This window comes from Ruegeria sp. CDSA020 (assembly GCF_059612345.1).
This window is the reverse complement of the sequence record NZ_JBXWQK010000008.1, coordinates 142,965-156,836: the sequence shown is the minus strand read 5'-3', so window position 1 is coordinate 156,836 and position 13,872 is coordinate 142,965. Positions and strand designations below refer to the sequence as shown.

The 13,872-nt window shown below is 56.6% G+C and carries 11 protein-coding genes; 1 reads left to right on the top strand and 10 read right to left on the bottom strand.

Going from position 1 to position 13,872, the window contains the following annotated elements; translation table 11 throughout:
• Positions 1-59: 59 nt before the first annotated feature.
• Both AC2FJW_RS15320 and AC2FJW_RS15315 read right to left on the bottom strand, forming a co-directional pair.
• Entirely contained in the window at positions 60-1,382 is a 1,323-nt protein-coding gene (locus AC2FJW_RS15320) for an ammonium transporter (RefSeq protein WP_281973849.1), read from the bottom strand.
• Between the two features lie 33 nt (positions 1,383-1,415).
• Entirely contained in the window at positions 1,416-1,754 is a 339-nt protein-coding gene (locus AC2FJW_RS15315) for a P-II family nitrogen regulator (protein ID WP_142638403.1), read from the bottom strand.
• A 258-nt stretch (positions 1,755-2,012) separates the two neighbouring features.
• On the opposite strand from AC2FJW_RS15315, the gene AC2FJW_RS15310 reads away from it, so the two are divergent.
• Positions 2,013-4,196, top strand: a complete 2,184-nt coding sequence (locus AC2FJW_RS15310) for a transglycosylase domain-containing protein (protein WP_496750556.1) — start codon at positions 2,013-2,015, stop codon at positions 4,194-4,196.
• A 274-nt stretch (positions 4,197-4,470) separates the two neighbouring features.
• On the opposite strand, the gene AC2FJW_RS15305 is transcribed toward AC2FJW_RS15310, so the two are convergent.
• From AC2FJW_RS15305 to AC2FJW_RS15270, 8 genes are all read right to left on the bottom strand, one after another.
• On the bottom strand, positions 4,471-5,379 hold the full coding sequence (locus AC2FJW_RS15305; protein ID WP_496750555.1) for a DMT family transporter: 909 nt from the start codon (positions 5,377-5,379) through the stop codon (positions 4,471-4,473).
• A gap of 155 nt (positions 5,380-5,534) precedes the next feature.
• Positions 5,535-6,293: an alpha/beta fold hydrolase gene (locus AC2FJW_RS15300; RefSeq protein ID WP_496750553.1), complete on the bottom strand. Its 759-nt coding sequence runs from the start codon at positions 6,291-6,293 to the stop codon at positions 5,535-5,537.
• Positions 6,294-6,654: 361 nt separating this feature from the next.
• On the bottom strand, positions 6,655-7,626 hold the full coding sequence (locus AC2FJW_RS15295) for a D-cysteine desulfhydrase family protein (protein ID WP_496750552.1): 972 nt from the start codon (positions 7,624-7,626) through the stop codon (positions 6,655-6,657).
• 61 nt (positions 7,627-7,687) lie between these two features.
• Positions 7,688-8,416, bottom strand: coding sequence for a TSUP family transporter (locus tag AC2FJW_RS15290; protein ID WP_496750551.1), 729 nt, complete (start codon positions 8,414-8,416; stop codon positions 7,688-7,690).
• A 100-nt stretch (positions 8,417-8,516) separates the two neighbouring features.
• Positions 8,517-9,260 (bottom strand): aspartate/glutamate racemase family protein, encoded by a 744-nt coding sequence (locus AC2FJW_RS15285; protein ID WP_496750550.1) that lies wholly within the window; start codon positions 9,258-9,260, stop codon positions 8,517-8,519.
• A gap of 28 nt (positions 9,261-9,288) precedes the next feature.
• Positions 9,289-10,527: an NAD(P)/FAD-dependent oxidoreductase gene (locus AC2FJW_RS15280; protein WP_496750548.1), complete on the bottom strand. Its 1,239-nt coding sequence runs from the start codon at positions 10,525-10,527 to the stop codon at positions 9,289-9,291.
• A gap of 4 nt (positions 10,528-10,531) precedes the next feature.
• Complete coding sequence (locus AC2FJW_RS15275; protein WP_496750546.1) at positions 10,532-12,745, bottom strand: TRAP transporter permease; 2,214 nt, start codon at positions 12,743-12,745, stop codon at positions 10,532-10,534.
• Positions 12,746-12,826: 81 nt separating this feature from the next.
• Positions 12,827-13,834 (bottom strand): TAXI family TRAP transporter solute-binding subunit, encoded by a 1,008-nt coding sequence (locus tag AC2FJW_RS15270; protein WP_496750545.1) that lies wholly within the window; start codon positions 13,832-13,834, stop codon positions 12,827-12,829.
• Between the last annotated feature and the right edge of the window lie 38 nt (positions 13,835-13,872).

The window sequence follows — 13,872 nt, the reverse complement described above, 5'->3', positions numbered from 1 at the left end:
CGGAAAAAAAAGAAACCCGGGCGACACCACCCGGGTTTTTTGTTGGATTGGGTTGGATATCAGCCCTTGGAGAACTCCGGGTACGCTTCCATGCCCAGTTCCGCCATGTCCAGGCCGTTGATCTCATCCTCTTCGCTGACTCGAATGCCGACGGTGGCCTTCAGGATCGACCACAGGATCAAAGCGCCGACAAAGGTGAACAGACCGTAGGCGAGGATACCCAGCAGCTGCGTACCCAGGCTGGCTTCGCCGTAAAAGATTACGGCGATGGTGCCCCAGATCCCGGCGAACAGGTGAACCGGGATGGCACCGACCACGTCATCGATCTTGAACTTGTCCAGCATCGGAACTGCAAAGACCACGATGATACCGCCTACGGCACCGATCCACAGCGCGCCGAACAGGGTCGGGGCCAGCGGCTCCGCAGTGATCGACACCAGGCCAGCCAGCGCGCCGTTCAGCACCATGGTCAGGTCAGGTTTTTTGTACAGCAGCTGTGTCAGGATCAAGGCTGCCACTGCGCCTGCGGCTGCGGCCATGTTGGTGTTGGCAAAGATGCGCGACACGTCGGATACGTCACCCACGGTGCCCATCGCCAGCTGCGACCCGCCGTTGAAGCCGAACCACCCCAACCACAGGATGAATGTTCCCAAAGTGGCCAGCGCCAGGTTCGAACCGGGCATCGGATGAACCTTGCCGTCTTTGTACTTGCCAATCCGCGGACCCAGGATCAGGGCACCCGCCAGAGCCGCCCAGCCGCCAACCGAATGCACGATGGTCGAGCCGGCAAAATCCGAGAAACCAGCCTCGGACAACCAGCCGCCGCCCCACTGCCACGAGCCAGAGATCGGGTACATGACGCCGGTCAGAACAATCACGAAAACCAGGAAGGGCCACAGTTTGATACGTTCAGCTACAGCACCCGATACGATCGACGCGGTTGCGGCCACAAACACCAGCTGGAAGAAGAAGTCCGAACCAACCGAAGCATAATCCAATGCCGCGGCGTCAGCACCCACGCCCACCGGATCCAGGACCGTGGTTTTGAAGAACGGTCCAACCCACCCCGCGATGGTCCAGCCGTCGCCGGGGTACATCAGGTTGAAGCCGATCAGCCAGTACATGATCGCGGCAAACGAAAACAGCGCCACGTTCTTGATCATCTGCATGGCCACGTTTTTCGACCGCACCAGCCCGCCTTCGAGCATGGCAAAGCCGGCGGCCATGAAGAACACCAGGAACCCTGCCATCAGAAACAGCAGCGTGGTGAAGATGTATTGTGTGTGCAGCGCGGCTTCGCCGGTGGCGGCCTCCTGCGCTAGGCCAATCTGCGGCAGCGCGACGATCGCGGCGGCAGGGATGAGAGATTTCATCAGGTTCATTGTCAGTCCTCGAATAGTGTTGAGTGGGGGCGCTTACAGCGCCTCTTCGTTCGTTTCCCCGGTCCGCACGCGCAGGGCCTGCTCAACGTCGAGGACGAAAATCTTGCCGTCGCCGATCTTGCCGGTCTTGGCGGATTTGGTGATGGTTTCTACGATCTGGTCGGCCATCGTGGCGGGCACCACGATCTCAAGCTTGATCTTGGGTACAAAGTTCACCGCGTATTCGGCGCCGCGATAGATTTCCGTGTGCCCCGATTGCGAGCCGAAGCCCTTGATCTCGGTTACCATCATGCCGCGTATGCCCGCGTCGGTCAGTGCCTCGCGCACCTCCTCGAGCTTGAACGGTTTGATTGTTGCAATAATCAGTTTCACGCTGTTCCCCTCTGCTTCCCCGGTCTGTCCGGCGTGTTTGCACCTGCAGAAAAAGAGCGTGCCGAAGCTGTGTAAGGAACGGTTCAGTGGTCAAATTCGGGAGGAATTGGTGAGTGAGTGCACAATTTTTGCACAGATTCTGCATATCGACTAAATTATAGGCGCGTTAGAGAGGGCGTATTCCGGAAATTCAGACCTCTACTTCATCGGTATAGCAGGGTATGGTGCCTCAAAACGATAACCGGGCAGAGTTTGAGCATGACTGAGTCCAGGCGCCGCAAGGCACCGCTTGTGGCGGACAAAAGATACGCGTCGAAGGGGCGAAAACCCACGGCGACCAAACGCACTGCGAAACCCGCAGGCAAAAAGGCTGCGGCGCGCAAAACGACAACCCGCAAAAGCACACGGAGAAAGACACGCCGGAAATCCGGCGGTGGTGGTGGCTTTTTTCGCCGGTTGTTTCGCTGGGTCTGGCGCCTGATCTGGGGGGTAAGCTGGCGCGTGGGCGCTGTGGCCGCTCTGTTGCTGGCGCTGGCTGTCGGGGTTGTCTATACCTCTTTGCCTGATGTCGATGCTTTGCTAGACGGGCGCGCGCGCGGGTCGGTCACGTTGTTGGATCGGGATGGCAAAGTCTTTGCCTGGCGTGGGGATCAGTTCGGCGGGGTAATCACCGCGGACACGGTTTCTCCGTATCTGAAGAATGCAGTGGTCGCCACCGAGGACAAGCGATTCTACCGCCATTTCGGCGTCAGTCCGCGGGGTGTCGCTAGCGCTGTGCGTATCAACCTGCGCGAAGGGCGCGGGCCTTTGTCTGGCCATGGCGGGTCGACGATCACCCAGCAGACGGCCAAGCTGTTGTGTCTGGGCGTGCCTTATGTGCCCAGCGAATGGGAGTCTGAGGCCGCCTATGAGGCTGATTGCCGTCAGGGATCCCTTTGGCGCAAGGGCAAAGAGGCTGTCTATGCGATCGCGATGGAGGTCAAATACTCCAAGGATGAAATCCTGACCATCTATCTGAACCGTGCCTTCCTCGGGTCCGGTGCGCGGGGCTTTGAGGCGGCAAGCCAGCGCTATTTCGGGATTTCTGCCGCCGAGGTCAGCCCCTCGCAGGCGGCGATGCTGGCAGGTCTGCTGGTTGCCCCGACGCGGTATGCGCCGACAAATAACCTGCAACGCTCGCAGGATAGGGCGCAGTTGGTGATTGGGCTGATGGAGGCGCAGGGCTATCTGACCACTGCCCAGGCCAGCGGGGCGCGCAGCAACCCGGCGCAATTGTCTGCGGCTGCGGCTGCACGCGCCGGCGGGTATTTTGCCGATTGGGTCATCACGGAATTGCCCAGCTTTTTTGGGTCCGACACCACCGATGATGTAGTGATCCGAACTACGCTCGACCAGCGCCTGCAGAAATCCGCAGAAGAGGCATTGCAATATATCTTCAAGGAAAAGGTCCGCGAAGGGTCCAAGGCGCAGGCCGCGATTGTGGTGATGTCCGCAGATGGTGCCGTGCGGGCGATGGTCGGCGGGCGCAAGACCCGCGTATCGGGCGCCTTCAACCGGGCCACACAGGCGCTGAGGCAAACCGGATCATCCTTCAAACCCTTCGTTTATGCCACCGCGCTGGAGCTGGGCTATTCGCCGCTGGATACGGTGGTGGACGAGCCCTATTGCATCAATATCGCCGGTTCGGGGCAATGGTGCCCCAAGAACTATACCAACAAGCATTATGGGCGCGTCACGCTTGCTGATGCCCTCAAGAACTCGTTGAACATCCCGGCGGTGAAAGTGGCCGAGGTTGCCGGTCTGGAAAATGTCCGTACCGTCGCAAGTGAGTTCGGCATAGAAAGCAATCTGGCCGAGGGCCCTGCGCTGGCGCTGGGCGCGTCAGAAAGCACGTTGATCGAGATGACGGGGGCCTATGCCGGTATCCTGAACGGCGGTTCTGCAGTTGAGCCCTATGGGTTGACCGAGCTGAAGCTGCTGGGAGACGACGCTCCTCTGATGGCGACGAGCACCGGCATCGGTGAGCGGGTGATCAACGATAAGGCTGCCAAGCAACTGACCTGGATGATGGAACGTGTCGTGTCCGAAGGCACGGGCGGGCGCGCGAAACTGCCCGGCTGGCAGGTGGCAGGTAAGACCGGCACCACGCAGGCGGCGCGGGATGCCTGGTTCATCGGGTTCACGGCTGATTATGTGACCGGAGTCTGGATGGGTTATGACGACAACACCCCCCTGTCCGGCGTGACCGGCGGCGGGCTACCTGCGGAGATTTGGAAAGAGACGATGGTGCGCGTGACCGAGGGGATGACGCCCACACCGCTGCCAATGCTGGCCCCCGATCCGCCCGTCCGGCAAGAGCAGCCCAGGCGTCAGCGCCGCAATCAGGGCAATGGGTTCGAAAATGCGATCAACAACCTGCTGAACAACCTCTTTGGCAACTGATGTAGGCAAGGAAAAGTCGGCGCGCAGGGTCAGCCAATGACAGCATATGGTGCAGAATGCCCGATTTGCATCCGTATCAAGGTGAATTCCACGTCTGAACTGCTCTGCCGCTGCCAACATGGCAACTTCCGATATGCGGGACTTTCCGGCCATTCGGTTGCCCCTGCTGAATGTCCGCTACTCAAAAATAGACCCGACGCTTGGCCGGGTCAGTTGGTGACGACGAGGATCGTCACTCCTTAATGTGGTGGTCAATAGTATTCCAGAAAGCGCCTCATTCTGCTTGTTGGGACTTGCGCCTGACAAAGCGGGAAAAAAGCCGGCCGTCGGTTACAGCAAAGCCAAGGGCAATGATGGCGAACCCGACCCAAGCCTCTGGCTCCATCTTTTCACCCAGGAATGAAACGCCAAGGCCGATAGCGAACGGTGGAATCAGTAAGGTTACCAAAAGAAGGTTGGCAGCACCTGCGCGCGCAAGGATTGCGAAATAGAGAACATAGGCCAGTGCTGTTGATAGTGCGGCCATCCCAAGAAGCGCAGCCCATACGCCAGAAGACAGAGCCAAGTTTGGGGGGCCATCCATCACGAGAACAATCGGGATCATAAGCACTGTGCTGCCGATCAGCATACCAAGCGCATTCACCAGCGGTGGTTGGCCCGAAAGAGCAGTCCTGCCCCATACACCGGCAAATGCATAAGAGAGCGTCGCCCCAAGAATAGCCAACTGTGCCAGATTGCTCGGATTGAACTCGGTCAATGCGCTTGGCCCCATAATGAAGGCCACACCCAAAATACCCAGTGCAGCACCTGCTATCTTCTTCGGAGTAAAGGGTTCGTCCTTAAGAAGCAAACCCGCCACGACCGCTGCAAACATTGCTGTCGTTGCATTTAGGATTGAAGCCAGCCCGCTGTCGATTTGCGTTTGCCCCCAGAAGATCAGCGAGAACGGAATGGCGTTATTGAGCGCCCCCATTACGAGATAAGCGCCCCATACCCGAGGGGTGCGTGGAACACTCAGTCCTTTGAATATGACGATTAGCGCAAGAATAGGAACCGCCCAAAAAACCCTGTGCAATGTAATTGTAAGTGGTGGCACCTCTGACAGGGCTACCTCACCAAAAAAGAACGACCCGCCCCAAACCGCGGCGAGCAAAAGCAGCATGACGCCGGCTGTTAAATCCATTGCTGGCATGGGTTGGTTTGTCATGTCTTCTGAATCCGTCACTAACTATTACCTAACGGATTAGCTTACGTGACCGCGACACCGCGACCCGTTTCTTGCGGAAATCCAATACAAAGCCAACTTTCATCTATCCAATTGTGAACGGCTGCGTTCGCCTATCGGTGGAGTGCCTCAGCAATCATTTCTGCAAGCCTTTCGGGCTGATCAACGCTCGCCCAGTGAGTGGCGTTTTCGAGAATAATCCGATCCATCTTGTTTTCTTCCAGCCACCGGACGGTGCTGTCCGGACAGTTGTCAGGATTGTAGAGATAAATCACATTTGCCGCGCTTTGCAAAAGCTCGCCGGGCACGCAGCCTGCTGAAAAATGCCGTGCGTCGGTGCCGAGTTGCCACAGCGCCAGAGTATCGGCCTTCGATACTTCATTACGATACCGTCGGATGATTGGTGCCGTTTTCGCCATTTCATCAAGCCGCTCAAGAAAAGCTGCACGAAACGCAACCGGATCACTGTAGTCCGCGGCAGTTCCAGAAAAATAGGCATCCTCGGCGGTGATATTACCCTCTAGAGAAATAATGGTTGTCAAAGGACAGTCGGCCCTTTTGGCGGCCAGGGAGGCTATGATTGAAGCAACCGAATGAGCGACAATGATCTCAGCTCCGTGCTTGATCGCTTTGTCGGCGACGGTTTGTGCAAGTGCTTCAAGAGTTGTTGCCTTTGCCAGAGGCTGAGCGCCAAACCCCGGAAGATTGATGGGTAGCACACGATAACTGTTGGCGAGGTGGGTGTCAGCCAAACCTTCAAACATGCTCGCATTGTCACCAAAGCCTGCAACACAGAGAATGGCGAGTCTTTCATCGTTCACTTGACTCGGGTGTTTGGTCATTTCGGTTTCCAGAGCATCGTATGCGGACATTAACACGGCTCCACAGCATTCAACAATTCGAGCTCGTTACGGTCATCGACAGGCAGTACAACTTCACCTTTTTCAGACGAAAACCTGACTGTCGCGCACGGCCCGAAAGAGACATTCATCGTAAGTGCCGCCGCCGCAATGCGGCTTCGGCCTCTCGCTGCGCTCGCAAGATCGTTCGCCATGCGAATTCACAGATCGCGCGACAATCCTGCCGTTCGCAGCGAAGAACTCAGTTGCCACTCGCGAACCAAAGCTGACCTTGCGTATTCGCAAATCGAGCCGGAACGGGCTAAAAAAAATCGTTTGGGTACTAAAAGTACAGCCAAGTAGGGTCCTGATCCGGATTTGTGCTTTGGACACCTCAAGCCGGGTTGCCTACTAGCTCTTTTTGATACCCGAAAAGTGCGGGCAACCCGCCCGTGTGCAGTAAAACGACTTTCTCACCTGGTTTTATCTTTCCACGTTCGATCAGGTCCAGCAAACCGGCGAATGTTTTGGCAGAATAGACCGGGTCTAGAAAAACCCCTTCGGTTCGGGCCATTTTCTCCAAAGCGGCGCGTGTTTTGGCATTCACTTTGCCATAGCCTGGCGGCAGGGCTTCATCCCAAACATCAATCCTATCCTGTAGAAAACCTGCGTCGATTTCCAGCAAGTCCGCAAGATTCTGCAGAACGGTTTTCATTCGAGCCTTTTGCTTTTCGCGATCCCGGCGCACGCAAATCCCAAACACCGAGGCAATGCTTTCTTCCAGCGCCAATCCGGTTAGCAAACCGCCATGTGTCGCGCCGCTGCCTGACGGGACAACGACCGCATCGAAATCTGGCATCTGCTGGTACAATTCCTGCCCAGCGACGACATAACCCAGGGCTCCTAGGGGTGGATGATGCAGGCCAAGGTGAATAACGTAAGGTGTGCAACCTTGGGCTTTCAATTCGTCGGCGCGTGCATGCAATGCCGCGTCCGCTCCGGGTTCGTCTTCGCCCTCGGGGTAACTCATTTGCTCGGCACCCAGGATTTGTGCCAGGAGTACATTTCCGGACGCATAATACTCTGATCCCATGTCCGGCACACGCTCTTCCAACTGAAGCACCGATTGCATACCCAGTTTGGCCGCTGCGGCGGCTGCAGATCGCACAAAATTGGATTGAACGGCGCCCGTGATCAGAATGGTATCAGCGCCTTTTTGCTGCGCATCTCCAAGATAAAATTCAAGCTGCCGTGTTTTGTTGCCACCAAAACTAAGCCCGGTCAGATCATCACGTTTCAGCCAGAGATCGATATCCAGCTCGGCCGATAGGTTGTCCAGGTGCTCCAAAGGTGTTGGGCCAGACATGAGTTGGGCACGTGGAAATCTGTGCAGATTTTCGTTTCGTATCATCGTGTGACCTTTGAGATTAAGCCGTCATATAGGCGCGATAGAACAGAACACAGCAAGCGATCAGTGAAACCACGCGGATCGCTGCTATGACGACCGCCTGTGGCAAGTAGGGACCTGTCGCACGGCCAAGTAAACTGCCGATCAAGGTTATGGCGAGGAACCCCCATACTGACGACCCATACGAGATTGATTGTGCCCCAGACAGATTGTGCAACAAAAATGCGATGCCATATGCCACCAGCGCTATTGGTTGAACCAGCTTTGCCACCTCTTTGGCGGACCGACCCTTTGCAATCAAACCGAACACCATAAGTGGACCCGGGGTTGCCGCCCATACAGTTGCAAGTCCGGACAATCCGGTAACAGCTGAAAACCCGACGTTTCCAATTGAGCCACGCAAGGGGAGCAAGGTTGTAATCAAGCCGATTAACAACAGGCAGGCCGTCAGGGCGAGAACAAACGCCTCGCTCAAAAGGGGATAAACAATGCGGCCAGCAGCCACTCCAACGCAGCATCCAATGACCGCAGTGACGATTATCCGCCGATTGTTTTTCAGAACATGCCGGTCCGTTGCCACCGCTGACACAAGGGTGTTTAGCAGAAGCAAAATGGGAACCGCCGTCGGCGTGCCAAGCATAATCATCATGGGTGGCCCGGCAATGATGCTAAATCCGATGCCAACCCCAACTTGCAGCATAGCGCCAAGGCAAATAGCGGTCATCAGGATGTACAGTTCAGCGGGCACTCAAACACCTATGGTTCGGGGGATTGTTGCAAGGCCACAGGTACCTTGATTGGCCAGCTGAGATCTACTTCAATTCCAACCCACCTACGGCACGGCGCGGTCAGCGCGGCCACGGCATCATTCCAGAGTAAGGTATCCGAGCGGCTACAGAATGCGCCATATGCGCCAGTGTCGTAAGGTCAAAAATGGGAAGCCGCAGTTCTTCCTGAAGGCGCGTGGCATATGGCGGCAGATCTGTACACTCCAATACCAATGACCGAATATCCGGAGCTTCAAGCATAAGACTGCGAGCGGCATCCAAGACCTCGGCTTCGATCAGATCAGTATCCATCCTCGTTCGTGCGTTCCGCAAGATCACCTCGGCGAATTCTGATGTACCTTCCAAGCCCTTCACTGCCACAGGAACACCGGCTGCACCGACACCTTCAAAATGCTGGGGCGTCAGTGCCGATGCATCCGCAGTCAGCACGCCCACTGGGGCGCTGGCCCCGGTCATGTGATAAGCCAGCGGCACCTGGATCAGGCTGGATGCAAAAACAGGAACGGAAACCGCCGCTGCCAATTCCTTTTGAAACAGGGCCAGGAAGCCACAACTGCCGGTGATGGCACGAACGCCCTCAGCCTCAAGCCGCTTGGCTCCTTCAATGAAGGGGGTCAGTAATTCGGGCGTAGGATTGTTCAGCAAGGTCGGGACCGTCACGCCATCGATCATCTCATACAGGACCGGAAATGGCAGGCTGGATGGGTTCTTGATATGGCCCGGCGGTTTTGGAAAATAACTTTCAAGGCACAGAACACCGATCGACGCGCCGCATATATTCTGACCGCCTTGGTAAATTGGCATTGTTATCAGACCCTTCTAACTTGAGTGTTCAAAACCTGGCCAACGAAAACGGGGCCATATCGACGTTCGGGCTGCGACCGGACACAAGATCCGCCACAAGCTCACCGGTTTTCGGGGCCATCATCAGCCCGTAATGTGAATGTCCGAACGCGGCATACAGCCCGTCTGAGCCGTTGATCGGCCCGATTGCAGGCAAACTGTCCGGAAATGATGGCCGTCGACCCATCCAGAATCGTGCCTCGCTTGTTTCGAGGTCTGGCAACATCGCCTTTGCCTGTTCGGTCAGGATTTCTTTCTTGCGCGGATCAGCGGGCGCATCGACGCTGCCAAATTCGGCCGTGCCGGCGACTCTCAGGCCGCCCAGCATCGAGCTTGCGACGACCTTTGCGTCCACATCCATGACCGAGTTGTTCAATTGGACTGAACGGTTCGGGAATTCAACGTGGTAGCCGCGCTCGGCAACAAGGGGCACTGGCAGCCCAAACGGTTTCAGCAGGTCGGCGGACCACACCCCAGCCGCAAGTATGAGCCTGGGGGCGTGCAGCGTATCCTGTGATGTTGTAATCTGCCAACTTCCATCTTGGGTCTGGATCAACTTGGAGACTTCGGTTTGTACGATCTCGGCCCCTTGCATGCGTGCTTTTTCTGCCAGAACTGCCCCCAGACGTCCTGGTGAGGTTACGCGTGCCTGACCTTTGATCACGATCGCGGCTTTGAATTCTTCTGACAGTGCAGGTTCCAGGCGATGCAATTTAGCACCATCGACAAGCTCCAGATCGCCTCCTTTTTCCTGGCGGATCAGATATCCAAGCCCATTCAGATCAGCCTGCTTCCGATGGCGAAATGCGTGAATATAGTAGCTGTCAGTGATCAGGTTTTCGTGCCCGGTGCCTTGAAGATGACGACGATACAGGTCGATAGAAGGGCGGCACAAAAGCTCCATCGCGTCCGAGATTTCGCGCACTGACCTTTCGCCGGAATTTCCCAAAAACCGCAGCCCCCAGGGGATCATTTTTGGCCAGAAACTGGTTCTAACCGAAAGCGCGCTTTTAGGATCCAGTAGCATCTGGGGAAGTGATTTCCATATGCCCGGCATCGCTTGCGGAATGATTGACCACGGCGACACTACACCTGCATTCCCGAAAGAGGTTTCCTGCCCTGGTTGACCGCGGTCAATCAGCCGAACCGGAATGTTGCGCTCTTGTAGCGACAAAGCGCAACAAATGCCGACGATCCCTGCGCCGATGATGGTCACTTGTTCAGTCATGGTTTCACGCCGGAGAGTGACTGCGGTTGCGGGCGATCAGTTGGGTGACGATGACAGGTGACGCCACGGCCAGCGCGATCAGATCAGCAGTCAGGCTGGGCGCGACAAAGATAATCCCAGCGATGGCCAACAGAATGCGCGATGCGATATTCAGCGGGCTCAACCAATACCCAACCACAGCCGCCGACAGGGCAATGACCCCGGCGATGCAACTGGTCGCGGTATAGGTGAATTCCCACAGGTTAAACCCGGTTGACGACACGAATAGCAGCACCGGCGCATAGACAAAGGCCATGGGCGCGACAACCTTCCCTAAGCCAAGGGTAAAGGCAGACAATCCTGTTCGGAACGGGTTTGAATTGGCAATCGCCGCAGCAGCGTAGGCTGAGGTACAGACCGGTGGCGTAATCTCTGACACAACACCGTAGTAAAGCACGAACAGGTGACTGGCGATGGGTGGTACGCCCAACTGCGCCAGTGCGGGCTGCGCGACGGATACCAACATGATGTAGAGCGCCGTTGTAGGGATGCCCGCGCCCATCAGAATGCAAACGATGGCAATGAAAACCAGCGAGATGAACAATTGAAGATCTTCCATGGCAAAAAACTGGAAACTGCCAAGCGAAATCATATTGTACAGATCCGACGCCAGATTTCCCGCGCCTTGCGTCACCATGAAACCGATGCGAAACCCGATACCAGTTGTGTTGATAACTCCAACCACGATTCCCACGGCTGCGGCCGCCGCGCCAACGGCCAGCGAGTATTTAACGCCCAACTCGACCGCTTGCAGCATCGCGGGCACTTCGATGCGTTTCTGCGGGTTCAGCGTCGCGACTACTGTCAAACCGCACAGGATTGCCGTCATGGTCAGGTCAAAGCCACCATCTGAGAATTTCCACAACACAAAGGCCAGAAACGCTGCTGCGTAAATCAGTGTCGGTGGGTGCTTCAGTCGCGACATGCCAGCGATCACGGCAAGCGAGATTCCACAAAAGGCCGACATGAAGGGCGTATATCCAGTGAACAAGACCACCAACAATCCGATCAGCGGCACTATATTGGCCCAGCCTTCGGCCCAAACCGCCTTGAACTGAGGTAGCTGCTCTTTGGTCAGACCTTTCAAGTTCAGCTTGCGCGCCATCAGGTGCACCACGGCAAAGACGCCAACATAGTGCAGAAGGGCCGGAAAGATCGCTGCAATCACGATCGTGGTATATGGAACCTCGAGGAATTCGGCCATGATGAAGGCGGCTGCCCCCATGATTGGCGGCGTGATCTGTCCCCCAGCCGAAGATGCGGCCTCGACACCGCCCGCAAAGTGGCCGGGGTATCCTAGACGCTTCATGTTGGGAATTGTCAGCGCGCCGGTCGAAACGGTGTTGGCCACCGAAGAGCCCGAGATCGTGCCGAAGAAGGCTGAGGATACCACCGACACTTTTGCCGGACCGCCGGTATAGCGGCCCGCCAAAATCGTGGCGTTATCAATGAAAAGTTGCCCCAACCCGGTGCGTTGCGCGATCACGCCAAACAGCACGAAATGGAACACGATGGTCGAAACAACCCAAAGGGTGACGCCGTAGATGCCTTCCTGCGGGAAATACATCGACGATACGAAGGTTTTAAAGTTCACGCCGGGATGTTGCAGCAATCCGGGGAAGTACGGCCCAAGCAGGGCGTATGAAATAAAGACGCAGATGATCAGCGGCAACACCCAACCCAAAGTGCGGCGCGCGATGTCCAGAACCAGCAGGATGATGATCACGCCCAATACCACATCAAATGTGTTGGGGTTACCCATGCGGAACGTCTGTTCCTCGATCCCCAGTAACGGAATGCCGCGCCAGGCGACGCCAACATACAGCGCTGCAATGATCCCCAGCACCATGAAGACTAAGTCGTACAGTGGGATGTTGCCTATGCGAAACCGGCTTACCTTAAGCGCATAAAGGCTTTTGGCCCCGATAATCGGGATTGTCGCGTAGACCAGAATGAACAGCAGGGCCAGATAAATGCCCATGTGCCAGTGATCGGCGGGCAGGCCAAACCCGGCTGTGAAAAATTCGTAGAATGCTAAGATCAGGGCGACGACGCGAAGAACATTGCCGGTTGTCGGAGTTACCTGCCGGACGGCGGCGCCTTCGTCGAACTGTTCTTCGATAGCAGCCAATTCCTCGGCCGTCAGTTCGTGGTCATCAAGTTTCTGGGTCTCGGACATGATGGCCCCCCTGATTGCGCGTATTTCGAGTATCCGGTGCTCCAAACGGAACACCGGACAATTCAGTTTCGTGAGACAGAGTTACTGAAGAAGCCCGGCTTCTTTGTAGAACTTCTCAGCACCCGGATGCAGCGGTACGCCCAGTGCTTCGACACCGTCCAGAGCGGTATCAGGGGTGATCTGCTTGCCCTTGGCATGACCGTTATCCAGCAACTTGCGGGTGTTGTCGTTCCACATCGCCTTGGTCAGCTCATAGACTAGATCATCAGACAGGTCCGAGGACACAACCAGCATCGCGCTTACTGCGGGGGTCTTCGTTTCAGCATCAATGCCTTCATAGACACCGCCCGGGATGGCCGAGGGAATATAGGCCGGAATGATCTCATTGATCTTGGCCAGATCCTCATCGCTGAACGAGTGCAGGTTCATGCCTTTGGTCGAAGATAGTTGCACCATCGCAGCAACCGGCCAGCCCGCAGCATAGAAATAGGCGTCCAGCTGACCGTCGGCCAGACGCTCGGCGCTCTGGCTGTTGTTAAGTTCAGCTTCGTCCATGTTGTCACGGTTGACGCCCCAGGCATCGAGCATCTGCAGAACGGCGACCTGCGTGCCAGAACCAGCCTGTGCAATTCCAACGCGCTTGCCTTCCAGATCGCTCAGATCGTTGATTGTCGAGCCAGCCGGCAGAACAAGGTGCAGGTCTTCGGGGAACAGATTGGCCACGATGCGCAGTTTCGGATGCGGTTTGCCGTCGAACTTGCCTTCTCCCAGATACATCGAACGCGTGACGTCAGCTGCAGCAAGACCCGCCTCAAGCTCACCGTTTTCAACGGCCGCGTTGTTAAAGACCGACGCGGTGGTGGATTGCGCAATTGCGATCAGCCCCGGAACACCGCACTGGCCACCTTCTTCACACGGGCGTGAGCCCGGAGGCGCTGAGATACCATTGGCGATGGTGCCACCGATGGGGAAGTAGGTGCCGCCAGCACCACCGGTGCCGATACGGAAAAAGGTCGGATCTTGCGCCAGCGCAGGTGCGGCCAGCGCGCCCGCCAATGCTAGACCAGTCAAGCATTTTACAATTTTCATTGTCATCTCCCTTGTTGGAATTTCGGTTTCGGTTTTCC